The 25,580-nt window shown below is 67.8% G+C and carries 24 protein-coding genes; 20 read left to right on the top strand and 4 right to left on the bottom strand.

Annotation, left to right across the window (positions count from 1 at the left end):
* Window positions 1-52 precede the first annotated feature (52 nt).
* The 8 genes from KIH07_RS24065 to KIH07_RS24030 all read left to right on the top strand — a co-directional run bounded on the left by KIH07_RS24065 (window position 53) and on the right by KIH07_RS24030 (window position 9,086).
* Window positions 53-1,210, top strand: coding sequence for a flagellar biosynthesis protein FlhB (locus KIH07_RS24065; RefSeq protein WP_226494372.1), 1,158 nt, complete (start codon window positions 53-55; stop codon window positions 1,208-1,210).
* Window positions 1,207-3,288: a flagellar biosynthesis protein FlhA gene (gene flhA, locus KIH07_RS24060; protein WP_226494371.1), complete on the top strand. Its 2,082-nt coding sequence runs from the start codon at window positions 1,207-1,209 to the stop codon at window positions 3,286-3,288. Before KIH07_RS24065 ends, flhA begins: the two co-directional genes overlap by 4 nt.
* Entirely contained in the window at window positions 3,285-4,775 is a 1,491-nt protein-coding gene (flhF, locus tag KIH07_RS24055) for a flagellar biosynthesis protein FlhF (protein ID WP_226494370.1), read from the top strand. Before flhA ends, flhF begins: the two co-directional genes overlap by 4 nt.
* Window positions 4,768-5,580 carry a hypothetical protein gene (locus tag KIH07_RS24050; RefSeq protein ID WP_226494369.1) on the top strand — a complete coding sequence of 271 codons (813 nt, stop codon included), beginning with the start codon at window positions 4,768-4,770 and terminating at the stop codon, window positions 5,578-5,580. Before flhF ends, KIH07_RS24050 begins: the two co-directional genes overlap by 8 nt.
* Before the next feature lie 2 nt (window positions 5,581-5,582).
* A complete protein-coding gene (locus tag KIH07_RS24045) occupies window positions 5,583-6,299 on the top strand; it encodes an RNA polymerase sigma factor FliA (protein WP_226494368.1) in 717 nt (238 codons plus the stop codon).
* A gap of 137 nt (window positions 6,300-6,436) precedes the next feature.
* The gene (locus KIH07_RS24040) at window positions 6,437-7,570 is read left to right on the top strand and encodes a hypothetical protein (RefSeq protein WP_226494367.1); all 1,134 of its coding nucleotides are present in this window, start codon (window positions 6,437-6,439) and stop codon (window positions 7,568-7,570) included.
* On the top strand, window positions 7,567-8,586 hold the full coding sequence (locus KIH07_RS24035) for a class I SAM-dependent methyltransferase (protein WP_226494366.1): 1,020 nt from the start codon (window positions 7,567-7,569) through the stop codon (window positions 8,584-8,586). Before KIH07_RS24040 ends, KIH07_RS24035 begins: the two co-directional genes overlap by 4 nt.
* Window positions 8,583-9,086 (top strand): class I SAM-dependent methyltransferase, encoded by a 504-nt coding sequence (locus tag KIH07_RS24030; RefSeq protein WP_226494365.1) that lies wholly within the window; start codon window positions 8,583-8,585, stop codon window positions 9,084-9,086. Before KIH07_RS24035 ends, KIH07_RS24030 begins: the two co-directional genes overlap by 4 nt.
* Window positions 9,087-9,149: 63 nt before the next feature.
* Here KIH07_RS24030 and KIH07_RS24025 read toward each other — a convergent pair whose 3' ends face one another.
* The 4 genes from KIH07_RS24025 to flgA form a co-directional block, all read right to left on the bottom strand.
* Window positions 9,150-11,624 carry an HAD family hydrolase gene (locus KIH07_RS24025; protein ID WP_226494364.1) on the bottom strand — a complete coding sequence of 825 codons (2,475 nt, stop codon included), beginning with the start codon at window positions 11,622-11,624 and terminating at the stop codon, window positions 9,150-9,152.
* A 354-nt stretch (window positions 11,625-11,978) separates the two neighbouring features.
* Entirely contained in the window at window positions 11,979-12,344 is a 366-nt protein-coding gene (locus KIH07_RS24020; protein ID WP_226494363.1) for a hypothetical protein, read from the bottom strand.
* A gap of 31 nt (window positions 12,345-12,375) precedes the next feature.
* A complete protein-coding gene (gene flgM / locus KIH07_RS24015; protein WP_226494362.1) occupies window positions 12,376-12,717 on the bottom strand; it encodes a flagellar biosynthesis anti-sigma factor FlgM in 342 nt (113 codons plus the stop codon).
* Between the two features lie 126 nt (window positions 12,718-12,843).
* The gene (gene flgA / locus KIH07_RS24010) at window positions 12,844-13,608 is read right to left on the bottom strand and encodes a flagellar basal body P-ring formation chaperone FlgA (protein WP_226494361.1); all 765 of its coding nucleotides are present in this window, start codon (window positions 13,606-13,608) and stop codon (window positions 12,844-12,846) included.
* Between the two features lie 240 nt (window positions 13,609-13,848).
* Between flgA and flgB the strand changes: the two genes are divergently transcribed.
* The 12 genes from flgB to KIH07_RS23950 all read left to right on the top strand — a co-directional run bounded on the left by flgB (window position 13,849) and on the right by KIH07_RS23950 (window position 25,545).
* Window positions 13,849-14,250: a flagellar basal body rod protein FlgB gene (gene flgB / locus KIH07_RS24005; RefSeq protein WP_226494360.1), complete on the top strand. Its 402-nt coding sequence runs from the start codon at window positions 13,849-13,851 to the stop codon at window positions 14,248-14,250.
* Between the two features lie 10 nt (window positions 14,251-14,260).
* Complete coding sequence (flgC, locus tag KIH07_RS24000; RefSeq protein WP_226494359.1) at window positions 14,261-14,665, top strand: flagellar basal body rod protein FlgC; 405 nt, start codon at window positions 14,261-14,263, stop codon at window positions 14,663-14,665.
* 14 nt (window positions 14,666-14,679) lie between these two features.
* On the top strand, window positions 14,680-15,342 hold the full coding sequence (locus KIH07_RS23995; protein ID WP_226494358.1) for a flagellar hook assembly protein FlgD: 663 nt from the start codon (window positions 14,680-14,682) through the stop codon (window positions 15,340-15,342).
* A 43-nt stretch (window positions 15,343-15,385) separates the two neighbouring features.
* Entirely contained in the window at window positions 15,386-16,600 is a 1,215-nt protein-coding gene (flgE, locus tag KIH07_RS23990; protein WP_226494357.1) for a flagellar hook protein FlgE, read from the top strand.
* Window positions 16,601-16,637: 37 nt separating this feature from the next.
* Window positions 16,638-17,375, top strand: a complete 738-nt coding sequence (gene flgF / locus KIH07_RS23985; RefSeq protein ID WP_226494356.1) for a flagellar basal-body rod protein FlgF — start codon at window positions 16,638-16,640, stop codon at window positions 17,373-17,375.
* 28 nt (window positions 17,376-17,403) lie between these two features.
* The gene (gene flgG, locus KIH07_RS23980) at window positions 17,404-18,186 is read left to right on the top strand and encodes a flagellar basal-body rod protein FlgG (protein ID WP_226494355.1); all 783 of its coding nucleotides are present in this window, start codon (window positions 17,404-17,406) and stop codon (window positions 18,184-18,186) included.
* Between the two features lie 126 nt (window positions 18,187-18,312).
* Complete coding sequence (locus KIH07_RS23975) at window positions 18,313-19,002, top strand: flagellar basal body L-ring protein FlgH (protein WP_226494354.1); 690 nt, start codon at window positions 18,313-18,315, stop codon at window positions 19,000-19,002.
* 26 nt (window positions 19,003-19,028) lie between these two features.
* Complete coding sequence (locus KIH07_RS23970; protein WP_226494353.1) at window positions 19,029-20,204, top strand: flagellar basal body P-ring protein FlgI; 1,176 nt, start codon at window positions 19,029-19,031, stop codon at window positions 20,202-20,204.
* Window positions 20,201-21,097, top strand: coding sequence for a flagellar assembly peptidoglycan hydrolase FlgJ (gene flgJ, locus KIH07_RS23965; protein WP_226494352.1), 897 nt, complete (start codon window positions 20,201-20,203; stop codon window positions 21,095-21,097). Before KIH07_RS23970 ends, flgJ begins: the two co-directional genes overlap by 4 nt.
* 36 nt (window positions 21,098-21,133) lie before the next feature.
* Window positions 21,134-23,047: a flagellar hook-associated protein FlgK gene (gene flgK / locus KIH07_RS23960; RefSeq protein ID WP_226494351.1), complete on the top strand. Its 1,914-nt coding sequence runs from the start codon at window positions 21,134-21,136 to the stop codon at window positions 23,045-23,047.
* Between the two features lie 26 nt (window positions 23,048-23,073).
* Entirely contained in the window at window positions 23,074-24,294 is a 1,221-nt protein-coding gene (flgL, locus tag KIH07_RS23955; RefSeq protein ID WP_226494350.1) for a flagellar hook-associated protein FlgL, read from the top strand.
* Between the two features lie 27 nt (window positions 24,295-24,321).
* A complete protein-coding gene (locus KIH07_RS23950) occupies window positions 24,322-25,545 on the top strand; it encodes an HDOD domain-containing protein (RefSeq protein WP_226494349.1) in 1,224 nt (407 codons plus the stop codon).
* Window positions 25,546-25,580 lie beyond the last annotated feature (35 nt).

Below are 25,580 nucleotides of genomic sequence, written 5' to 3'. Positions count from 1 at the left end.
TTTTTCACCCCGACTTCCACAATCTGATTCATCAACCCGATGAGTCAGAGCGATGGAATCCTCCAGTCAGGACAAGAACCTACCCGCCACCGCGCAGCGCCTGAGAAAGGCGCGCGCCGACGGTCAGATCGCGCGCTCCAAGGACCTCTCGAACCTGGCCGTGCTCGGCGGCGGCGCGGTGGTGCTCATGGCCTTGTTGCCCATGGGCTTCGAGATGCTGCGTGGCGGCCTGCAGCAGCAGCTGCGCTTTGACCACAGCATGCTGCAACAGCCCCAGCTGGTGCTGGAGCGCCTCACCGCCGGCTTTGGCCAGGGGCTGATGATCTACCTGCCGCTGGGTCTGCTGGTGGTGGCCATCGCCATCGTCACCGCCATCGCCTCGGGCAGCTGGGCGCTGAGCACCAAACCCATCATGCCCGACATCACCCGGCTCAATCCGCTGTCGGGCATCGGCCGGCTGTTCTCCAAGCATCAACTGGTCGAGACCGCCAAGCTCGCGGGCGTCACCGCCGTGGTCGGCGTGGTGGCCTGGCGCTTCATCGCCTCCCATGTGCAGCCCTTCAGCACCTTGCTCATGCGCCCGCTCGAAGGCGCCCTGGGCCAGCTCGGCAGCTGGATGGGCACCGGCGTGGGCCTGTTGCTGCTGGTGGTGTTGTTCTTTGCCTTGGTCGATCTGCCGCTGCAGAAGTACCTGCACGCCAACCGCATGAAGATGTCGCTCGAAGAGGTCAAGCGCGAGCACAAGGAGAGCGAGGGCGATCCCCACATGAAGGGCAAGCGCCGCCAGCGCCAGCGCGAGCTGGCCCAGCGCAACAGCGTGGGCGCGGTGCCGCGAGCCGACCTGGTGGTCATGAACCCGACCCACTACGCCGTGGCCATCCAGTACGACGACGCCACCATGAACGCGCCGCGCGTGATCGCCAAGGGTGCCGACCTGATCGCGCTGAAGATCCGCGACGTGGCCCGCGCCAGCCAGGTGCCGGTGCTGCAGGCCCCCATGCTGGCGCGCGCGCTCTACGCCCACGCCGAGATCGACGGCGAGGTGCCCTCCGCGCTGTACACCGCGGTGGCGCAGGTGCTGGCCTACGTGTACCAGCTCAAAGCCGCCCTCAAGGGCCAGGGCGTCATGCCCGGTGAGATGCCGGTGCCGCAGGTGCCGCCGGAGCTCGATCCCCACTGGAAGAAACCCGCTACCGAGACCACACCATGAACGCACAACTGCAGATCCTGCGGCGATGGTTCGGCCGCCACGCCGACTGGGCCAACGGCCTGGCCGCCCCGCTGCTGGTCATCACCGTGTTGTCCATGATGGTGTTGCCGCTGCCGCCCTGGCTGCTCGACACCTTCTTCTCGCTCAACATCGCGCTGGCCCTGGTGGTGATGATGGTCTCGGCCTACATGCGCCGGCCGCTGGATTTCTCGGTCTTCCCCACCGTGCTGCTGCTCACCACGCTGCTGCGCCTGTCGCTCAACGTGGCCTCCACCCGGGTGGTGCTGCTCGAAGGCCACACCGGCCCGGGCGCGGCCGGCGCGGTGATCGAGGCCTTCGGCCACTTCCTGATCGGCGGCAACTTCGCGGTCGGTTTCATCGTGTTCGCGATCCTGGTGGTGATCAACTTCGTGGTGATCACCAAGGGCTCGGAGCGCATCGCCGAGGTGTCGGCCCGCTTCACCCTGGACGCCATGCCCGGCAAGCAGATGGCGATCGACGCCGACCTGAACGCCGGCCTGATCGACGAGGCCGAGGCCAAGCGCCGCCGCGCCGAGGTGGGCGACGAGGCCGAGTTCTTCGGCTCCATGGACGGTGCCTCCAAGTTCGTGCGTGGCGACGCCATCGCCGGCATCCTGATCCTGGTCATCAACATCATCGGCGGCCTGATCATCGGCGTGGTGCAGCACGGCCTGAGCGCCGGCGAAGCGGCCGACAGCTACATCCTGCTGGCCGTGGGTGACGCGCTGGTGGCGCAGATCCCCTCGCTGCTGATCTCGGTGGCCGCGGCCATGGTGGTCTCGCGCGTGGGCAAGGACGAGGACCTGGGTGGCCAGGTGATGAACCAGATGTTCATGTCCTCCAAGGTGATGGGCATCACCGCGGCGGTGCTGTTCATGCTGGGCATCGTGCCGGGCATGCCGCACACCGTGTTCCTGATCTTCGCCATGATCACCGGCGGCATCGCCTGGTGGCGCCACCAGGAAGAAAACAAGCCCGCGCCGGTGGCCGCCGAGGCGCCAGCGCCCAGCGACGGCGAAGCCAGCTGGGACGACCTGCAGCCGGTGGACCTGCTCGGCCTGGAGCTGGGCTACCGCCTGATCGCCATGGTGGACAAGAACCGCGCGGGCGACCTGCTCACCCGCATCAAGGGCGTGCGCAAGAAATTCGCGCAGGAAGTGGGCTTCCTGCCCCCGGCCGTGCACGTGCGCGACAACCTGGAACTGCGCCCCAGCGCCTACCGCATCACGCTGCGCGGCGTGGTGGTGGGCGAGGGCGAGGTGTTCCCCGGCATGTTCCTCGCCATCGACCCCGGTGGCATCAACACCCCGCTGATCGGCACCCCCACCACCGACCCGGCCTTTGGCCTGCCGGCGCACTGGATCGAAGAGAAGCAACGTGAAAACGCGCAGATGGCCGGTTTTACGGTGGTTGATTCCGAGACTGTGCTGGCCACGCATCTTTCACACTTGATGCAAGTCCAGGCGGCCAAGTTGCTCAGCCGGACAGAGACCCAGGAACTGGTCGAACACGTGACCCGCCTGGCCCCCAAACTGATCGAAGAGGTCGTGCCCAAAATGGTCTCCGTCGCCACCTTCCAGAAAGTGCTGCAGCTGCTGCTGGAAGAGTCGGTGCACGTGCGCGACATCCGCACCATCATCGAGGCCCTGGCCGAGCACGCCCCGCACACCGCCGATCCGGTCGAGCTGGCCCGCCGCGTGCGCATGGCGCTCTCGCCGGCCATCGTGCAGCAGATCTACGGCTCGGTGAAAGAGCTCGAAGTGATCGCCATCGAGCCCGGCCTGGAGCGGCTGCTGATGCAGGCGCTCTCGGGCGCGGCCAGTGGCGCGCTGGACCCGGGCGTGGCCGAGATGCTGAGCAAATCCGCCTCCGACGTGGCCAACAAGCAGGAAGAAAAAGGCGTGCCCGCCTGCCTGCTGGTGCCCGACGCGATCCGCAACGCCATGGCCCGCCTGCTGCGCCGCGCCGCGCCGCGCCTGCAGGTGCTGGCGCACAGCGAAATTCCTGACACCCACCTCATCCGTATTGGCCCGATTCTTGGGGAGCTTGCAGCATGAACATCCAGCGTTTCACCGCCCCGACCTCGCGCGAGGCGATGGCCAAGGCCCGCCACACCTTCGGCGACAGCGCCGTCATCCTCTCCACCCGCTCCACCGACGGCGGCTTTGAAGTGATGGCCGCGGCCGAGGAGAGCCTGGCCCCCGTCGCCAGCCCCACGCCCCAGGCCGTGCGCGCCGAGCGGGCGCAGCCGGCCCGCGGCCGGTCGGCCCCCGCCACCACGCCCGAGTCGGTGGAGAGCGACACCGAGACCCTGGCCATGAGCACGCTGTCGTTCCAGGAATACGTGCGCGAGCGCATGCTGCGCAAGCGCCGCGCCGAGCAGGCCGGCGAGACGGCCCAGGCCGACACCGCGCCGGCACCCGCGCCCGCCGAACCGCGCCGCGCCGCGCCGCGCGCCGAGCCGATCCAGATCCCGGTGCAGCGCTTCAACGCGCCCCCGGTGCCCACCCCCATGCCGGCCCCGATCCGCACCCGCCCGGTGGTCAACGCCTCGTGGGAAGACTCGCAGCCCGCACCGCGCCTGGGCGAACGCGCCGACAACAGCGTCGCGGTCGAACTCTCCGCGCTCAAGGAGATGATCGAAGAGCGCTTCAACACCCTGGCCTGGCTGGGTTCGTCCAAGCAGAACCCGATCCAGTCCGGGCTGATGCTCAAACTCATCCGCTCCGGTTTTTCGCCCGCCATGGCGCGCGCGGTGCTGGAGCGCATGCCGGTCGACGCCACCGCACCCGAGGCCATGCGCTGGGTCATGGACGTGCTCTCGCGCAACCTGCGCACCGCCGGTCCCGGCGCCGGCCTGTGCGACGAGGGCGGCGTGGTCACCCTGATCGGCGCCACCGGCGTGGGCAAGACCACCACCGCCGCCAAGCTCGCGGCCCAGTGCGTCAAGCAGTACGGCCCCGCCTCGGTGGGCATGATCACGCTCGACACCTACCGCGTCTCGGGCTACGAACAGCTGCGCGCCTACGGCCGCATGCTCGGCGTGGTGGCCCACCTGGCGCACGACCGCGCCGCGCTCAAGGACCTGCTCAGCCTGCTGGCCAACAAGCGCATGGTGATCGTGGACACCGCCGGCCTGGGCCAGCGCGACCAGCGCATCCAGGACATGCTCGACGTGCTGGACATGCCCAAGGTCAAGAAGACCCTGGTGCTCAACGCCAGCTCGCACGGTGACACGCTGGACGACGTGCTCACCGCCTTCAAGGCCAACACCCTGCACGGCGTGGTGCTCTCCAAGGTGGACGAGGCCGTCAAGCTCGGTCCGGCGCTGGACGCGCTGATCCGCCACCAGGTGGTGCTGCGCGGCGTGGCCAACGGCCAGCGCGTGCCCGAAGACTGGCAGAACCCCGAGGCCAGCGCGCTGGTGCGGGTGTCCATGGGCACCGACGGCAAGTCCGCCTTTGACCCGCAATCCACCGACATGGGTTTCTATTTCGCCCAGGCTTCGAGCCTCGGCCTCGACCTGGGAGCCTCGCATGTTTGAGTTCGGTTTCGATCAGGCGGCCGGCCTGCGCGCCGAACCCGCCCGCGCCAGCGGTCCCAGCGTGATGCCGGTGGCCAGCCCCGCGCAGCCCGCGCGCGCCTATGAACTGCTGTGCACCCTGGCGGCCCACCTCACCGCGCTGGGCCGCGAGGTCGTGATCATCGACGCCACCGCCAGCGAAACGCCGGTGCGCCGCGGCAACGACGGCGCCCACCTGGGCCTGCTGCACGCCATGCACGACCCGTCCATCTGCGGCCTGGCCCGCTCGGGCGACGGGGTGGACTGGCTGGTCATGCCCGGCGCGCTCGGCATGCAGGCCCTGCAGCAGACCGCCCAGGCCTCGGGCGGCGCGGTGGCGCTCTCGCGCCTGCTCGCGCCCTTCGGGCCGCGCGCGCTGGTGCTGCTGTTCGCGCCCCCGCAGGGCCTGGCCACGCTGCTGTCGGGGCTGCCCGCGCGCGCGCTGGTGCCCGTGTTGCCCCAGCCACAGGCCAGCATCGACGCCTATGGCGCGCTCAAGCTGCTGCACGCGGCCGGCATCTCGCCGGTGCTCGCGCCGCTGGCGCAGGGCCTGGAGCCCGAGACGGCACCGCTGCGGCAGGTGGTGGACACGGTGGCCGACTGTGCCCGGCGCTACCTGGACCTGTCGGTGGACGCCTGGCCCCTGAACACCTGGGGCCTGCGCGTGCAGGAAAGCGCGCTCACCCGCTGCGACCCGCGCGCGGATGCCCACCGCAACCTGTGGCTGCCCCAATTTTCCGCCCCGCAGGCCGGCCGCGCCGCGACCGCCCACACCTCCTGGAGCTGACGATGTACACCGCCAAAGGCACCCTCAACCGGGACGACCAGTTGCGCAAATACAGCCCGCTGGTGCGTCGCCTGGCCCACCACATGATCGCCAAGCTGCCGCCCAGCGTGGAGCTCGACGACCTGATCCAGGTCGGCATGATCGGCCTGACCGAAGCCATCGCGCGCTTCGAGCCCGCGCAGGGCGTGCAGTTCGAGACCTTCGCCAGCCAGCGCATCCGCGGCGCCATGATCGACGAGCTGCGCGAAGGCGACTGGATGAGCCGCGGCTCGCGCAAGAGCCAGAAAGACATCGAGGGCGCCGTGCACCGCCTGCAGCAGAAGCTGCACCGCGCGCCCATGGAGTCCGAGATCGCCAAGGAGCTGGGCATGGAGCTGGCCGAATACCAGCACCTGCTGGCCAAGGTGCGCGGCACCCAGCTCGTGTACCTGGAAGACATCAGCGGCCACGGCGACGACGAAGACAGCTTCCTGGACCGCCACATGGGCGACACCGAGGCCGAGCCCTCGGCCGTGCTGCAGGACCACCGCATGCGCACCGCCCTGGTGGCCGCCATCAAGGTGCTGCCCGAGCGCGAGCAGCACATCATGAGCATGTACTACGAGCACGACATGAACCTGAAGGAAATCGCCGCCGTGCTCGGCGTGACCGAGTCGCGCATCTGCCAGCTGCACAGCCAGTCCATCGCGCGCCTGCGGGCCAAGCTGCGGGAGCACTGAGCGCTCTGAGTGGAGATCGATTCGTAGCCTGTCGCGTCGCCTCCATGCAGTCCTTTCTGGCGATCGGGTGGGCGACGAAGCAGGCGTTGCTTTGACGAACGCGCCGGTTTTTTGCACCCAACGCACGAGCAACCGACATGCACACAGCCAGAAAACCCAAGTTCACGCAGGTCGTTTTCACCGGCGATCTGCTTCGGCCCTTTGCCAACGGAAGCGAATGGGAAAGCGCCACATGGAAGAACATCCGATGGCTGCAGGCCCTCGTCGCGCCACATCTCGAGCGGTTGGGCGTCGATCACGGATCCTTGACATGGGATCCGCAACTCGATCCGACAAGGAGCACCTACTTTGATGCACCCGCGCTGTACGACCGTCTCGGGCTTGATCTTGGCATGCTCAATTGGACAACCCTGGCGTCCCTGAAGTCGGCACCAGAGGCTCTGATCGATCAACTCGCACCGACCGTCAAAGACGCGCTGGTCATCGGCTACGAGATGCCCGACGTGATGTTGGACGCACTGACGGACCTGGGGGTGCCCTACATCGATGTGGTCCTGCATGCTGTGCGGTTCATGCCGGACCTGATTTTTGCCATGCGAACCAACCACCCGGATCTGCACGAGTCGCTGTCGTTCAACACCGTTCAGGAAGCCGATATCCGGAGCCGAGCCGCCGACATCAAGGCCAAGACGGCCTGGATGTCTGCACCCGTCGACGCAGCTCCAGGCTCTTTGGTGATCTTCGGACAGGTCCACGGTGACCGGTCGCTGGTCGAAACCGATGGCGGCGGATTCTGCAGCCTGGAGGGCCATCTGCAAGAACTGGTCGAGCTGTGCCATTCGCATGCGCATGCCTACTTCAAGCCGCACCCCTATGACATTCAGGCAAGTCCCTCCGTTCGTGCCATTTGCCGCATAGGCTCCGTTGCGTTCACATCCGCCAATGCGTACCACCTGATGGCACAGGACAACATCAGGACCATCGCCGCCTTGAACTCCAGTTGCCTGTTCGAAGCCCGCTATTTCGACAAAGAGGTGGTGCGTTTCAAACCCTGTCTCTATGACTTCGATGCCCACCATGGTCCTCGCGGTGGTCTTCCCGGAGCCCTCCTTTCCCAGACACCGGCATGGCTGGACGCGGCATTCTGGGGGGAGCTGCTGTCACTGGAGACGGTGCCATCGTTGACGGTCGCGCAATGGATGCCTGATCGACTGCGCAGAAGCATGAACGCGGACTGGGGCTATGGGCAAATTGGCAAGGTGGTGGCATGAACACAAGGGCTTATTCAGATCCGGATGAGGCACTTGCCCACTTGCTCAAGTGCGCGCAAGAAGTGCCCGCCGCCGACTTGCTGAAAAACGCGCAAGCGGCGATCAACGGCTTTCCCGATGACGCCCGGCTGCGAACGATGCAGGCGATTCTTCATCGCGCGTGTGGAAACCCGGAGGCGGCGTTGAACGCCAGCTGGAAGGCCCTGGTGCTCTCCCCAAAGGATGAAACTGCCCGGCAGGAACTGCTGTTCTGTGTTTCCGAACATGTGGGTTTGGCCCCCTCCGACGGACACGACTTCTCTCTGGAAAGCGGCGAGCGTCAGACAGCCCCCCATATCCATGGCATTCGCGCCGATCACCGTGCCCGGTATGCATGGGCTGCCCGGCTGCTGCGCAGCCACTTCCGGGACAGCTCCCGCCTCACAGGACTGGATGCCTTTTGCGGCAACGGGTACGGCAGCCGGATGATCAGCCAACTGACCGGATCGCGCGTGATCGGGATCGATGGCTCCACCGAAGCCGTGGAACTGGCCGAAAGACACTACGGCAACCATCGGGTGGCGTTTGGGCAGGCCGTATTTCCTTTCGAACTGACGCCCGGGCTTTTCGATTACGCGGTCTCCTTCGAATCGGTCGAGCACGTTGACGACAGCGAAGCTTTGCTGGCACAGATCTGCCGTGCCACGAAGGGGCCTGTGTTCTTGTCGGTTCCGAATGAGCGAGCCCTTCCCCATGCCAGTTTCTCGACCCAATTCGGGTTCCACTGCCGTCACTTCACATCGGAAGACATCTGCCAGTTCATGAGCCGTCTGGGCTTCCCCTGCGTGCTGGCCAGTGCTGGACAGCAGGTGTATCGGGTGCAAGACCAGCGGTTGGCGGGGCTGCTGCCCGAGAGCCAGATGCACTTGCGACCCCTGACAGATGACAGCCAGTTCATCATGCTCATGTTCTCGCGTGAAAGCGAACACACACGCGGACAGACAGCGAACCTCGTCTCACCAGGAGTCCTCGGATGAAACTCAACGTCGGCTGCGGCAACGTGCACCGCCTGGAGGGATACGTACACGTGGATGCGAGGCAAACGCCGATCACAGACCTGGTCTGCGATGCATGGGCGATCGATCTTCCACAAGGACAGGTTGCCGAGGTCTACTCCCGCCACATGCTCGAGCACCTGCCCCGACACCAGGCGTTCCTGACCCTGCGCTCATGGTTTCACCTGCTGGCACCAGCGGGACGCTTGCACATCGTTGTTCCCGACATCCTCTTTCATGCCAGGCAGCTGCTGGGACTGGAATCCAGCGCCTTTCCTGATCAGCATGAGCATGCGATGGCCGGGTTCTATGGTTGGTGTGATCCGGACCGTGGTGGCGACATTCATGACAGCCATCGCTGGGGATACTCATTTGAAACACTGGCCGCACTTCTGCAAGAGATCGGATTCACGAATGTCCGACGACTCGAGCAAGGCAAGGACAGCGAGCCCTGGCACCTCAACGTCGAGGCATTCAAGTAGGTGCATCGCCCATTGATCGAGCGGTGACAGCCCATGCCGCGGAAACCCTCCATGCGACGCCCTTCATGCCGGCTCCTTGACGGGGCTTGATGCGGGGATGATCGGTCGGTGGGGAGCCGCTGCTTCTTCGTGGGCGCTGTACGAAGCAACCGGGGTCGATCCATCGCGCGCCAGCACCGGGCGGAACACCACGCGGATCATGAATTTGCCGTGTTCCTTCGAGCCGCAGGCCGGGAAATACATCATCCCGCCAGGACCGAACTTGACCAGCGTGCCTTCGACCTGTTCCAGGCCGTCGAGGAGCACGGCCTCGCCCAGCGCCAGGTCTTCGCCCGGTTCCTTGTCGTCCAGTGGCACCTTCTGGATGCTGTCGAGCTGCAACCACTCGTGGGTCTGCCCCAGCAGCAGGCTCTGGTCGAAGGCGGCGCTCATGGGCAGGTGCAGGCGGTGGTAGCCGTCGAAGGTGGCGGTGGCCAGCGTCTGGACGACGGCGTGCTGGTCGCGACTCGCGACCAGCGTCGGAACGGTGATGGTCCGGAAGCTGGCTTCGGACGGTGCGAGGCTGTAGCCAAACCGCTGCGCCGACAGCAGCGTGGTGGCCAGCGAGATGTCCATTTGCCGCATCTCCATGGGGTAGCTGATGCGCATGGCCTTGAGTTCCTGGTTCATGAGGGCGAAGCCCTCCCTGCGGTACTCGCTGATACCGGCTTGCAGGTTGGCCGTGGGCAGCAGCAGGTCGGTCCCCAGGTTGAAGTCGAACTCGAACGAGGAGAGGCAGGCGATCTCCTTCGCACTGGGGAAGTAGAGCAGTCGGCCGAGGTCGGCCGCCGCCTGCTGCGCCAGTTCCAGGGGGGTCTGGCGCGGTTGATGGCGTTCGGGTGTGCGCGCCATGTCGGCCACGAAACGCAGGCAGGCGGCCTGGATGTCGGCCACCACCTCCGACTGCGGACGCGCGGTATTGGACTGGCTTCGGATGGGTTCGCCCTGTTCGGTGTAGTCCACCGTGCTGGCCTCTGGCGTGGTGCACATCATCTCGAACAGGCCGATGTACGCCGTCATGGTCAGGATCAGGCGCTCGTCGGCCCAGCTGGCATCGATCAGGCCCTTGCGATCGGTCTGCTGGCCCTTGATGCGGCTCGCGATGAGGTAGAGGCCGAAGAGATCGACATCCATGGCCTGCTTGAACACCGGTGCCAGGCGGGTTTGTGCCGTGCCGCTGTAGCCGAGGTCCACCACGACCAGGGTCTCTCCCGGTGCCAGACCGGTGCGCTGCCTGACATGGGTGAACATGCGCTCGCGAAAGGCGGCCGATTGCTCGAACACCAGTTTCAAGGTGTCGTCGCGCAACACCAGGCGGGCAAATGCCTGGGCCGGCTGGGCCGACCGGTTGGCCTGGTCCAGCAGCGCCTGGGCCTTCGCCGGTGGAAGCAGCAGCTGTTTGGCCATGGCCGACATGGAGCTGTCCGACAGGCTGCTCGTCAACAGACGGACCACGTCGGCCTTGGTCTGCAGCGAGGATGCGATGGCGGTGAATCGCGAGAGGTTGATCTGATGCAAACCCTCGGAACCCATCAGGACCTCGCACACCTTGGCGGGCAGGTAGCCATCGCGCAGCAGAAAGGCGATCCTGACGTGTTTGCCGGCCGCCTTGAGCGCCTGGAGTTGCTGCTCGATGAAGCGGCCAAAGCTGTAGAGAATGGGGCCCAGCGAGCGGTAGCCGATTTGCTGCGCCGCGTTCAGCGTTTCTGTATCGGTCGCGGCGAGCAGGCCGTGAAAGTAGCTGGGCAGCGCGTGCGTGTGGCGCAGCTCGGGCATGAGCTGAACGGCGGCGCTGGCGCGCTGCTCCAGCTGGCTGGTAACGGACGCTGGATGCTGCCGGAGCCAGGCCGAGGCGATGCCATGCGCTGCCGGGCCTTGCAGGTCGGCGCGGCGGTTGTCCCCCAGATGAAACACCTGTTGCGGCTGGACTTTTTCTCGCCGCAGCACCTCTTTCCAGATGCCCGATGTCTTGGACGCACCGAAATCGCAAGAGCAATAGATGTGTGAAATGGCGTCGGCGGTCTCTCCCATCAGGGTGCCGAGCATGTGGCCAAGCTGCTTGCCGGTGAAGTAGATGTCGCTGACCACGATCACGCGCAACCCCTTGGCGCGCGCGCTCCGGATCAGTCGCGCGATCGGTTCGAAGATGAAGGCGTGTGCGAGCTCGCAGGCGATTTCGACCTCTGCGGCCTGGGCAATGCCTTGGGGGTCTGCGTGCGGCAGCAGTTCCCGGTGGATGTCTTCCAGGGTGACTTCGCTGATGCCGGTGAGCAGCTGCTTCCTGCGGCGCAGTTCCGATTCACCTTTGGCCCGCAGGGCGGCGGTGATGCCGGCCGAACGGAAAGGCTCCAGCGACTGCAGGCTGAAAAACACATCGGTCGGTCGGGCCACCTTGCGCCACAGGATGGTGTCAAAACAATCGAGCGAAAGGACCTTGGTCTGGGGCGCAAGCTGCTCCAGCAAGGTGTCCAGTTCGTGAGCGCCAATTTCTTGATTCATGGGGGAGACTTCCTGCAGGGCCTGGAGCCGTGAGCGCAGGGCCAGCCGTGGTCCTGCCTTGCGGGGGTGAAAGTCAATGTAGCAGCGCGCTTTCGGGCTGAAGCCCGGAACACATCGCCCTGAAGACGGTTGTTCGGACGATTGCCTTGGGGGCCGGGCGCCCTCTGATCGCCTGGTGTGATCGTTGGAGGCCGAATATCCGAATGAAGTCGGATCTGTGCGGCAACGCCGCACGGTGCGTGTTCATCCAACACCAAAGCGAAAAACCGGCATTTGCCGGTTTTTTTGCGCCAGCCGATCAGGCCAGCCACGCAATACGAAGGAGAAGTGCCCCGCCCAGGGCCGACCAGCCGTTCAGGCCGCGAGGTAAGCCCGACCGGCGCCGCCGGTGGACGAGGGGCCGGCCATGTGGCCGTAGGTGGGTTGGGCTTGCTGGGGCAGCAGGCTGTGCACGGCGCGCTGGCTCTGGGCGCTGGCGCGCAGCACGGCCTGGCGCAGGCGGCCGAAGCGCTCGGCGGCGCTGTGCATCTGTTCGCGCAGGGCGGCGTGGCCCGGGGCGCTGAAAACGGTGGCTTTGGGGGCTTTTTGCAGCACGCCCTGGACGCGGGCGCTGGCCCGTTCCACGCCCGTGGCATCACCCTGCAGCAGCGCGGCTTCCAGCCCGTCAAGCTCGGTTTGCAACGAGGTCAACCAGGGGTGGGTGGCGGGCTGTGGGGTCATGGCCTGGGGCTTTCTTCGGGGGAAGGAGGGGTCAGGCGCGGCTGCCGCCGGCGCTGCTGCTGAGCATTTCGGCCGCGTTGGAGAGCATCTTGTCGGCGATGGCTTCGGCGTTGACCTGGAACGTGCCGTTGGCGATGGCCTGTTTCATGGCCTCGACTTTTTCGGCGTTGAACACGTCGTTGCCCCCCGCCGCGGAGCCCTGCATGGCCGAGACGGTGGAGGACGACAGGGTCACGGTCACGCCGGCCTGGGGCTGCGCCGCTGCACCCGTTGCCGCGGCGGCTTCGGCGCCCGCAGCGGGGCGCTCGGCGGCCTTTTGTGGGCCTCCGGCGACGGAACCGATGTAGGAATCCGGTGACGATTCGACTTTCATGATCACTCTCCAAACCCCGAAGTCAGGGCGTTGTGGAAAGACTATCGGCGCAAAAGCGGGGGGACTTTAGCCTTTTTGTGTTGATTTCTTCACGAAACTGCCGCGCGGGTGGTGCCTGGAAGGTGCTCACAACTGCACTTCCACGGTCTGGCCGTCGCGCACCAGGCCGGTGACCACCCGGCCACCCTGCAGGCGCACGCGCACCGACTGGCCGGTGACGCCGGCGCCCAGTGCCACGCCGCTGACGATGACGTGAAAGCCCGCGCCCGCGCTGCTCACGCGCACCTGCGCGCCGGGGCCGAAGGCGGGGATGGGCCGCACCATGTTGCTGCGCAGGGCCTGCCCGGGTTGCAGCGCGTAGACGGCTTGCTGGCCGACCCAGAGCGCGGGCGTGGCCAGCACGCTGGCGAACTGTTCGGCCCAGTCGATTTCGGCCACGTCGGCGTCTTCTTGAGTGAGCGTGGCCCCGGCGGCCACGGGGCGCTTGAGCACCCAGGCCGGGCCCCAGGCTTTCACGGTGACGGGCAGGTACACGTTCCACTGGGTGGCGCCTTCGAGGCAGCGCAGGCCGATGCGGCTGCGGCCCCACAGGCGTGTGCCGGTGGGCAGATAGGGTTCCACGCGGGCGCAGGGGGCCAGGCGCAGCCGGCTGTCGAGCCGGCCAATGACCACCTCGGGCCGCAGCGGGGCGCCGGCTTCCTGGCCCAGGCCCGAGGCCAGCGCGGGCTGCAGCCAGTCGCTGGCGATCTGCTCCAGCCCGGCGTTGTCTTGCGCCCGGGCGGGGTTGATGAACCAGCAGCTCAGGGCGAGCAGCGCGCCCGCGGCCAGCCAGCGGGACAGGGCGCGCGCGGGCGACCGCAGCGGCGGGTGGGTCGAGGCGTTGGCTTGCATGGCGGTTCTCTTGGGGTGTGGGTGGTTGATCGGGTTTGCGCGGGTGGGGCAAGCGAGGGGGCGGCGCATGCCGTCAGGTTTGCACTGTAGGCGGGGTGGGGCGGGCACAAAGCACCGAAATGCCCGCAAAAGCGGCGTTTGTTCGGGCCATTGCGCAGGCTCAAGTTTTCCCATACTTGCCTTCATCCCGGTGAAAGCCTGCGCTTTTGCCGACCCGCCCACCCTGTCTGGAGCCGCACCATGCTTGAACAGATGACCGCACGCTTGGACTTCCATGCCAACGCGCTGGTGCTGCGCTCGCAGCGCCAGCAGGTGATCGCCAGCAACATCGCCAACGCCGACACGCCGGGCTACGTGGCGCGCGACTTCGACTTCGCCAAGGCGCTGCAAAACGCCTCGGGCGGTGCGTCGGGTGCGGGCGTGAGCGTCACCAGCGCGCAGCACATGCGCCTGGGTTCGGCCGATCCGCGCAGCCCGGACATGGCCTACACGGTGCAGACCCAGCCCAGCCAGGACGGCAACTCGGTCGACCTGGACCGCGAGCGCGCCAACTTCGTGGACAACAGCATCCGCTACGAGTCCACGCTGCGGTTCATCAACTCGCACGTCAAGACGATGCTGAGCGCCATCACCGGGCAATAAGGAGTTCCTCATGTCGATGTTTTCCATCTTCGGTGTCTCGGGCAGCGCGATCAGCGCGCAGTCGCAGCGCCTGAACGTGGTGGCCAGCAACCTGGCCAACGCCGATGCCGTGGCCGGCCCGGATGGGCAGAGCTACAAAGCGCGGCAGGTGATGTTCCAGACCGTGCCCATGGGCGGCGCGGGCACCGCGGGCGTGAAGGTGCAGGACATCCGCGAGAGCGAAGAGCCCGGCCGGCGCGTGCACAACCCGGGCCACCCCAGCGCCGACGCCGAGGGCTACGTGACCCATTCCAACGTGAACCCGGTGGAGGAGATGGTCAACATGATGTCGGCCTCGCGCTCCTACCAGAACAACGTCGAAGTCATGAACACGGCGAAATCGCTGCTGCTCAAAACGCTCCAGATGGGGCAGTGAAAGGCCTTTGAACCATGCTCACTTCAGCCCTTGACCTCAGCAACCTCGGGACCACCGTGGGCAGCACCACGGCGGTCAACAGCAACAACGCCACCGACCCCCAGGCCTCGCAGGACCGGTTCCTCAAATTGCTGGTCGCGCAGATCAACAACCAGGATCCGCTCAACCCGATGGACAACGCGCAGATGACGACCCAGATGGCGCAGATCAACACGGTCAGTGGCATCCAGGAACTCAACGCCACGCTCAAGGGCATGGCCGAGCAGAGCGCGGCCATGCAGTCGCTGCAGGGCACCTCGCTGATCGGGCGCGAGGCGCTGATCGACGGCGACCAGCTCACCTACGACGGCGCCATCGCCAAGGGCGCCGTGGCGCTCGACGGCGAGGCCAGCCAGGTCTATGTGGACGTCATTGGCGCCAACGGCGCGGTGATCGACACCGTGGACATGGGCGCGCTGGGCGCCGGGCAACACGCCTTCGAGTGGGACTCCGGCGCCCTCGGCGCGGGCGCGGCCACCCGCTTCGAAGTGCGCGCCACCAGCGGCAGCGAAGCGGTCACCGCCAAGCCGCTGTCGCGGTTGGAGATCTCATCCGTCGGCTTTTCCTCGGGGGCTCTGAACCTGCAGCTGCAGAACGGCCGAACCCTCACCTACGACCAGGTCCGCGCCTTCATGTAAGGCCGACTCGTTTCCACCCCCACCCCCTCCAAAGGACATCACCATGGCATTCCAGCAAGGTCTCTCGGGTCTGAACAGCGCCAGCCGCAACCTGGACGTGATCGGCCACAACATCGCCAACGCCAACACCGTGGGCATGAAAGCCTCGCGCGCCGAGTTCGCCGAGCTCTACGCCAGCTCCATCAATGCCTCGGGCGGTGTCAACTCCGGCATCGGCGTGACGGTGGCCACCGTCTCGCAGATGTTCACCCAGGGCAACATCAGCGTGACCGGCAACGACATGGACGTGGCCATCAACGGCAACGGATTCTTCGAACTCGCCATGCCCGACGGCTCCATGGCCTATTCCCGCGCCGGCATGTTCAAGCTGGACCGCGACGGCAACATCATCACCAACACCGGCGGCCAGCTCATGGGCTACCCCACCGACGCCGCGGGCGTGCGCCAGGGCTTCGACTCCGTGCCGCTGACCCTGCCCACGGGCGGCCCGATCCCGGCCCAGCAGACCTCGGCGATCACGGCCGAGTTCAACCTGGACGCCAGCGCGCCCATCGCCGCCTCGGTGGTGCCGCCCACGCCGCTGGGCACCTACGCCACCTCGCTCAACGCCTTCGACCCCCAGGGCCTGGAGATCCCGGTCGGCCTGGTGTTCGACAAGATCGGCAACAACCAGTGGAACGTCTACACCAGCGTCAACAACTCCGACCCGGCGCTGTCCACCCCGTTCACCATCTCCTTCCTGGCCGACGGCTCGCTCGACCCGGCCAGCGTGATCCCGCAGCTGCAGCTGGCCTCGCCCAACGACCCGACCCAGACCTTCAACGTGGACCTGGACTTCACCGGCGCCACGCAGTTCGGCGCCGACTTCGCGGTCTCCAACCTCACGCAGGACGGCTACCGCCCGGGCGAGCTCACCAGCCTGGGCATCGACGAGTCGGGCGTGATCATGGCGCGTTATTCCAACGGCCAGTCGCAGGCGGCGGGCCAGATCTCGCTGGTGAACTTCCGCAACGTGCAGGGCCTCGTGCCCACCGGCGGCGGCAACTGGGTCACGACCTTCGAATCGGGCGAGGCCGTGCGCGGCGCGCCGGGCGAAGGCAAGCTCGGTGCCCTGCGCGCGGGCGCGCTGGAAGACTCCAACATCGACCTCACCGCCGAGCTGGTCAACATGATGACGGCGCAGCGCGCCTACCAGGCCAATGCGCAGACCATCAAGACGCAGGACCAGGTGTTGAGCACGCTGCTGAACATGCGTTGATGCCATTCACTGACGCGAAAGAACCCGGGAGCACGCCATGGACCGCATGATCTACACCGCCATGACCGGCGCGAGTGCGTCGATGCACCGCCAGCAGGTGCTGGCGAACAACCTGGCCAATGCGTCCACGCCGGGCTTTCGCGCCGAGCTGTCCACGTTTCGCGCGGTGCCGGTGCGCGGCGATGGCGCCAGCACGCGGGTGTTCGCGCTCGAAGCCACCGCCGGCCACTCCGAGACGCCGGGCGCCATCAGCCAGACCGGGCGCGACCTCGACGTGGCCGCGCGCGGCAACGCCTACTTTGCGGTGCAGGGGCTGGACGGCACCGAGGCCTACACCCGCGCCGGCGCGCTGGAGGTCAACACCGAAGGCACGCTGGTGAACGCGCAGGGCCTGCCCATGCTCAGCGACGGCGGCCCGCTGGTGGTGCCGCCCAACGCGACGCTGGGCATCGGCGAAGACGGCAGCGTGACCGCCCGCGTGGGTAACCAGCCGCCCCAGGTGCTGGGCCGGCTCAAGCTGGTCACGCCCGACGCCGACAACCGCCTGCAGCGCGGCGAAGACGGCCTGTTCCGCGGCCCGCAGGGCACGGCGCTGCCCGCCGACGCGCAGGCCCGCATGCAGAGCGGCGCGCTCGAAGGCAGCAACGTGAACCCGATCGAGGCCATGGTCGGAATGATCGCCGTGGCGCGCCAGTTCGAAGTTCAGATGCGCATGCTGCAGAACGGCGAGGCCAACGACAAGACCGCCAGCCAGTTGCTGAGCCTGAACGGATGACCCCCTTTCCCCCGACCCGGAGCACACCATGATCAATTCCCTGTGGATTTCCAAGACCGGCATGCAGGCCCAGCAGACGCAGCTGGACGTGATCTCCAACAACATGGCCAACGTGTCCACCAACGGGTTCAAGCGGGCCAACGCGGTGTTCGAGGACCTGATGTACCAGAACCTGCGCCAGGTCGGCGCGGCCGCCACCGAGCAGAACAACCTGCCCACTGGCCTGCAGATCGGCCTGGGCGTGCGCACCGTCGCCACCAGCCGCTCGTTCACCCAGGGCAGCCTGCAGCAGTCGGGCAACCAGCTGGACCTGGCCGTCAACGGCAGCGGCTTCCTGCAGGTCACCATGCCCGACGGCACCACCGGCTACACGCGCGACGGCAGCCTGCAGACCGACTCGCAGGGCCGGCTGGTCACCTCCAGCGGCTTCCCCGTCGCGGGCGACATCACCATCCCGGCCGAAGCGCAGAGCATCACCGTCGGCGCCGACGGCGTGGTCTCCGTGAAGATGCCGGGCAATGCCACGCCGCAGCAGGTGGGCAACATCGAACTCGCCGGCTTCATCAACCCCGCCGGCCTGGAGCCACTGGGCCAGAACATGTACGCCGAGAGCGCGGCCTCGGGCAACCCCGTGACCGGCGCGCCCGGCGCCAACGGCCTGGGCAACCTGATGCAGGGCTACGTGGAAACCTCCAACGTCAATGTGGTGCAGGAGCTGGTGACCATGATCCAGACCCAGCGCGCCTACGAGATGAATTCCAAGGCCATTCAAACCTCCGACCAGATGCTGCAGCGCCTGGGACAGCTCTGACCCACCCCCCGCGCCGCCTGCGGCGTTACCCCCAGGGGGCGACACCAGCGGCCCGGCAAAGCCGGTTCCGCGGTGTCTCTGGATCAGGCACCTCTGGCCACCGGATCACCGAAACGAAAGTGCTTCATGTTCAAGATCTGTTTTCCTTCCATCGCTCGCCTCATCGCGTTCGGCACGCCCATGCTGCTCACCGCCTGCATGACCAAGCCGGTCGACGTGGTGCCGGTGCGCCCCATCAACTACGCGGCCGCCGCGCCCGCCGCGCCGAGCAACGGCAGCCTGTTCCAGGCCGCGCGTTACCGCCCGGCGTTTGAGGACCCGCGCGCGCGCATGCCGGGCGACAGCCTCACGATCCAGATCACCGAGAAGGTCAGCGCCAGCCAGTCCTCGTCTTCGTCGATCGACCGCAGCGGCAGCGTCTCGGGTGGCGTCTCGGCCATCCCGGGCATCAAGGCCAAGGAGCTGCTGCGCGACCGCAATTTCGATCTGGGCGGCGAGTCCAGCAACCAGTTCTCGGGCAAGGGAGACAACGAAAACGCCAACAACTTCGCCGGCATCATCACCGTCACGGTGCAGGAAGTCCTGCCCAATGGCCACCTGCTGGTCGCCGGCGAAAAGCAGATCGGCGTGAACAGCAACGTGGACGTGCTGCGCTTCTCGGGCACGGTGGACCCGCGCCACATCCAGCCCGGCAACGTGGTGCCCTCGGCGCAGGTGGCCAACGCCCGCATCGAGTCCAAGGGGCGCGGTCCGGTGGACGAAGCGCTCTCAATTGGCTGGTTGGGACGGTTCTTTTTGAACGTTTTCCCCTTCTGAGCCGGCCTAGCATGCAGGCACCCACCATGAACACCCGCTCCAACACCCGCGCACGGCTCGCCCCCACCGGCCCCCACAGGGCGGCCCTGCGCCGCCTGCTGGCCTGGAGCGCGCTGGTGCTCGGGGTGGTGGCGCTGGGCTGGCCGGCGCCGGCGCAGGCGATCCGCATCAAGGAAATCGCCGCCGTGCAGGGCGTGCGCAGCAACCAGCTGACCGGCTTTGGCCTGGTGGTGGGGCTGGACGGCACGGGCGACCAGACCACCCAGATGCCCTACACCGCGCAGGGCCTGAACAACTACCTGCAGCAGCTCGGCCTGACGCTGCCGGCCGACGGCAAGATGCAGCTCAAGAACGTGGCGGCGGTGCTGGTCACGGCGCAGCTGCCCGCGTTTGCCCAGCCCGGCCAGATGATCGACGTGACCGTGTCCTCCGTGGGCAACGCCAAGTCGCTGCGCGGCGGCACCCTCATCACCACCCCGCTCAAGGGCGCCGACGGCGAGATCTACGCGCTGGCCCAGGGCAACCTGCTGGTGGGCGGCGCGGGCGCGGCCGCGGGCGGCAGCAAGGTGCAGATCAACCACCTGAGCGCGGGGCGCATCCCCTCGGGCGCGCAGGTCGAGCGCAGCGTGCCCACGCCGTTCGCGTTGGGCAACACCATCGACCTGGGCCTGAACTCGGCCGACTTCCTGACCGCGCGCCGCGTGGCCGAGGCCGTCAACGCCCGCATGGGTGCGGGCACGGCCAGCGCGGTGGACGGCCGCGTGGTGCGCCTGATCGCACCGGCCAACACCGATGCGCGCGTGAGCTTCCTGGCCGAGGTGGAAGAGCTGCAGCTCGAAGCCACGGTGCCGGCCGCGCGCGTGATCATCAACACCCGCACCGGCTCCATCGTCATGAACCAGGCGGTCACGCTGGGCCCCTGCGCGGTGGCCCACGGCAACCTCTCGGTGAGCATCAGCGCCACGCCGGTGATCAGCCAGCCCAACCCGCTGTCCACCGGCGGCCAGACCGTGGTGACCGAAAAGACCGACATCCAGATCACCCAGGACAACGGCTCCCTGATTGAAATGAACGCCGCGCCCCAGCTCTCCGACCTGGTGCGCATGCTCAACGGCCTGGGTGCCACCCCGCAGGATCTGCTGGCCATTCTTCAAGCGATCAAGGCCGCCGGCGCGATGAACGCCGAGCTGGAAGTCATTTGAACGCCCCCTTTTCGTCCACCCAGAGCCTCGCCAGCGATCCTGGCGCGCTCAACGCCCTGCGCTTCAGCGCGGGCCAGACGGGAGACAAGGGCAAGGCGGCGCTCAAGGAAACCGCCAAGCAGTTCGAGGCGCTGTTCATGCGCGAGCTCATCAAGAGCATGCGCGAGGCCACCATGAAGTCCGGCTTGATGGACGGGCAGGGTGGCCAGGGCGATCTGGGCACCGAGCTGCTGGACCAGCAACTCGCTGTGAAGCTCACCGGCATGCCCGGTGGGCTGTCCGAAGCCATCGAGCGCCAGCTCAGCCGCCAGACCGACGCCGCCGCAGCGGCCAAGGTAGGCGCCGCTGGGGCGGACAACAGCATCCCCGCCGCGCCGCGCGCGCCCGCCGCCAGCACCGTGAGCCGGGCACCGGCCGGGCAGCGCCAGGCCGGCTTCGTGGCCGAGCACAGCCAGGCCGCGGCCAGCGTGGCGCGCGAGTCCGGCATCCCGGCGAGCTTCATGATCGGCCAGGCCGGCCACGAAACCGGCTGGGGCAAGAGCGAGATCCGCCACCGCGACGGTTCGCCCTCGCACAACCTGTTCGGCATCAAGGCCACCTCCGCCTGGAAGGGCAAGGTCGCCGAGGTGGTGACCACCGAATACGTCAACGGCGCGCCGCGCAAGACGGTGGCGAAGTTCCGCGCCTACGACTCCTACGCCGACTCCTTCCGCGACTACGCGCGCCTGATCAGCAAGAGCCCGCGCTACGACCAGGTGATGGACCAGCTCCACTCGGTCCAGGGTTTCGCCAGCGGCCTGCAGCGGGCCGGCTACGCCACCGACCCGCAGTACGCGGCCAAGCTCAGCCGCGCCATCAACACCACGCTGAGCCTGCAGCGAGCGCAGACATGACCACTCCGTTGCTTGCCCACTTCATGAGTCACTGACATGTCCTCCGCCCTCAACATCGGTGCCAACGCACTGTCCACCAACCTGGCGGCGCTGCAGGTCATTGGCCACAACATCGCCAACGCCAACACCGCCGGCTACTCGCGCCAGACGGTGCACACCCAGAGCGCGGGCTACCAGCAGCTCGGCGGCAACTACTTCGGCAAGGGCGTGGAGCTGGGCACCGTCTCGCGCTCGCACGACGCCTACCTCACGCGCGAGGCGCAGCTGGCCACTTCGGTGGCCGCGGCCGACGCCGAGCGCCTGGCCAAGCTCACCAAGCTCGAATCCCTGTTTCCCACCGGGGCGAACGGGCTGGGCGCGGCCATGAACGACATGCTCAACGCCTGGGCGGACGTGGCCTCCGCGCCGACCAACCCGTCGGCCCGGGTGGTGGTGATCGCGCGCGCCGACGAGCTGGCCGCCCGCCTGCGCGACACCGCCGGCCAGATGGACGCGCTGGCCTATGGCGCGCAGCAGCAGGTGGAAAGCTCGGTGACGGCGGTCAACCGCCTGGCGCAGGACATCGCCTCGATCAACCAGCGCATCATCGACACCGCGGGCGCGCGCGGCGAGCCCAACGACCTGCTCGACCAGCGCGACGCGCTGCTCACAGAGCTCAACAAATACGTGCAGACCAGCACCGTGGCGGCCGACGACGGCAGCGTCAGCGTGTTCGTGGCCGGCAGCCAGCCGCTGGTGCTCGGGCGCCAGGCCAACGCCCTGGCCGCCACGCGCGACACCACCGACAACTCGCAGCTGCGCGTCTCCTTCGTGCAGGGCGGCGTCACGCGCGAGCTGCCCCAGACCGCGCTCGGCGGCCAGATCGGCGGCGACCTGGAGTTCCTGAACGAAGACCTGCCCGAGATGCAGAACCTGCTCGGGCGCATGGCGCTGGCGCTCAACACCGAGATCAACACCCAGCACCGCCTGGGGGTGGACCTGCTGGGCAACGCCGGTGGCGACTTCTTCGTGCCCGCGGCGGACGTCGCGGGCCTGCCCGCCGCCAGCAACACCGGCACGGCGCAGATCCACAGCGAGGTCAGCGACCCGACGGCGCTGATGGCGTCGGACTACCGCGTGCAGTTCGAGGCCGGCGGGGTGAGCATCCTGCGCCTGTCCGACGGCGTGAGCACCTCGTTCGCCAGCCTGCCCGCCGAGCTCGACGGCCTGAGCTTCGAGCTCGACGCGGGCGCCGGCGCCGTGGGCGACAGCTTCCTGGTGCGCCCCTACGTGAACGTGGCGCGCGCCATGACCTTGGCCATCGGCTCGCCCGACCGCCTGGCCGCGGCCAGCCCGGTGGCCGTGACGCCGGGCACAGCCAACGCCGGTGGCCTGAGCATCGAGAGCCTGTACGCCACCGACGCCTCGGCCAACCTCACCGACCCGGTGAACATCACCTTCCTGGCCGACGGCAGCTTCACCGCCACCGGCCTGGGCCCGGGCAACCCGCCGCCCGACAACGCCGGCCCGCCCGCGAGCTACAACTACACACCGGGCCAGCCGATTCAGTTCAACGGCTGGAGCCTCACGCTGCGCGGCAGCCCGAGCGCGGGCGACAGCTTCGACATCGCCGCCGCCCCGGCCGGCAGCACCCAGCAGAACGCCGGTAACGCCAAGGCCGTGCTGGCCCTGCGCGACCAGGCCACCTTCGAAGGCGTGGCGCTGGCCGACGGCTACACCAGCGTCTTGTCCCACCTCGGCACCCAGGTGCAGGGGGCGAAGTTCTCGTCCAGTTTTTCCGGCCAGCTGGCCACCAGCACCGAGAGCGCGCGCGCCGCGGTCTCGGGCGTCAACCTCGATGAAGAGGCGGCGCGGCTGCTGCAGTTCCAGCAGGCCTACCAGGCCTCGGCCAAGTTCCTGCAGATCGCGCAGAGCAGTTTCGACACGCTGCTGCAGACCGTGGGCCGCTGAGCGAACGCCACCGAAGGAAGCCCGCCATGAGAGTCGCCACCGCCAACAGCTACGACAACACGATCGCCGCCCTGAACAAGCGCCAGGCCGAGCTGTCCACCCTGCAGGAACACATCTCCACCGGCAAGCGGGTGCAGCGCGCCAGCGACGACCCGGTGGCCGCCGTGCTCTCCGAAAGCGCGCAGAACCGCCTCGCGCGCGCAGGCGCCGACCAGCGCTCGCTCGAAGCCTCGCGCAGCAGCCTGACCCAGGCCGAGAGCGCGCTGGGCGAGGCCGGCGAGCTGATCCAGGACGTGCGCGACCTGCTGGTCGCGGCCGGCAACGGCGGCTACGGCAGCAACGAATACAAGGACCTGGCGCAGCAGATCGAAGGCCTGCGTGAGCGCCTGCTCGGTGTGGTCAACCAGAAGGACAGCTTCGGCCGCACCCTCTTTGGCGGGCTGGGCGGCTCGTCCACGCCCTTTGTCGAACTCTACGGCCCCAGCGGCTCCGGCGTGGTGCGCTTCGACGGCCAGCGCGGCCAGGAAGCCACCGGCATCAACAGCCTGCCGCAGACCCTGGACGGCAACGCGATCTGGATGCGCGTGCCCGAAGGCAACGGCACCTTCCGGCTCGACCTGCCGGCCGGCAACACCGGTGGCGTGCGCACCGACATGGGCCAGGTGACCGACCCGGGCGCGCTCACCGGCAACGACTACAGCATCGGCTTTGCCGAGGTGGCCGGCGTGATGCAGTACACCGTGACCAACACCACCACCGCCACGCCGGTGGCCGGCCAGGTCGGCGTGCCCTACACCGCCGGCAGCGCCATCGAGTTCGACGGCATGTCCTTCGTGATGCAGGGCCAGCCCGACAGCGGCGACTCGGTGGAGCTGCGCCCGGTGACGGCGCCGACCGATCTGTTCCAGGTGATGCAGAACGCGGTGGACGCCCTGCGCGGCGCCAGCACCGGCCAGACCGCCCAGCTCACGCAGGCGATCGGCCGCTCGCTCACCGAGCTCGACGCCGGGCACGACCGCGTGCTGCTGGCGCGCGCCCAGGCCGGCGAATGGCTCAACCGCGGCGAAGCGGTCGATGGCCAGCTGTCCGACCGCATGGTGGCGCACGAGAGCGAAAAATCGCGCCTCGAAGACCTGGACATGATCAAGGGCATTTCGGACTTCCAGAATCAGCAGGTGGGGCTGCAGGCCGCGCTGCAGTCCTACGCCCAGGTGCAACGCTTGTCCCTGTTCCAGTACCTGGGGTGACGCGGACGGTCGCCGTCATGAGACACCATGAGCCAGACCATTCTTGACAGCATCGCACTGGGCTACCAGCCCGTGTGGAACCGGCGCCGCCAGCTGGCCGCGGTGCGCCTGCGCGTACTCACGCAGCACGCCGAAGCTGTCGACGGGTCCCACCTGCTGCGCCTGCTGGGCGGGGGCTGGCCGGTGGTCGCGCCCACCCTCATCCTCGCCATCTCGTCCCCGGTGCTGTTGCAGCAGGCGCTGACCAGCGAGCCCGTGCCCAACACCTGGGTCGAAGTGCCTGGCGCGCTGTTCGAGAGCACCGACGGCATGGCGCATCTGGCCATGGCGGTGCGCCGCGGGCACCGCCTGCTGCGCCACGCCGACCTGGCGGCGGTGCGCGGTGAGGCGGCCGCGCCGCTGGACGTGTGCAGCCTCTTGCGTCTGAGCGCCCAGGAGGTGTTTGAAACCCTGCGCCTGCGGCCCGCCGAACCCGGCGCCGTGCCGGCGCGGCCCAGCCCCATCCTGCCGGGCCAGCTGTACGAAGGCGTGTGCAACCGCGCGCTTGCCGAGCACTGCCTGGACGAAGCCGGCGCCTGGGGCATCCTGGGCTGGCCCGACGACGACGTGCTGCACGCCTACCGGCACCAGCCCCTGGGCTGCGACGCCAGCGTGATCGGGCAGATCCGCCAAGCCATCGGGCTGGACAGCTCGCTCGACCTGATCGAGCGCCTGGTGCGGCAGGACCCGGTGCTGGTCTACCGCCTGCTGCAGCTCGTCAACTCCGCCGCCTACGGCCTGCGCCACGAGATCGAGTCGGTGCGCCACGCCCTCATGATGCTGGGCTTCACCGCGCTCAGCCGCTGGCTCGCCGACCAGCTGGCCGGCAGCACCAACGACCCCGCGCTGCACCCGGTGCGCTACGCCCAGGTGATGCACTCGCGCCTGGCCCAGCACCTGCTGGAATCGGGCTCCACCGAAAACCTGCGAGCCGAGGTCTACACCACTGCGCTGTTCTCGCAGCTCGACGTGCTGCTGCACCTGCCCATGGCCGATCTGCTCAACCGGCTTCCCATGTCGGGGCGGGTGACGAGCGCCCTGCTGCGCCAGGAAGGCCCGTACCACGTCTTCCTGGACGTGGCGCGCGCCCAGGCCGACGTGGAGCACCTGCACCGCCTGCCCGAAGTCTGCGAGCGCCACGAGATGAGCCTGGAGCACGCCAACCGCTCGCTCATCCGCATGCTCACCACCAGCCGCGACCAGGGCGCGTAGCCCCAGCGCAAGCCGCAGCCGCGCTACCATCGCGC

The sequence above is a fragment of the Hydrogenophaga taeniospiralis genome (genome assembly GCF_020510445.1).
In the GTDB taxonomy this organism is placed as follows: Bacteria; Pseudomonadota; Gammaproteobacteria; order Burkholderiales; family Burkholderiaceae_C; genus Hydrogenophaga.
Note: the sequence above shows the minus strand (reverse complement) of the source record. Positions and strands in the feature narration are given on the sequence as shown.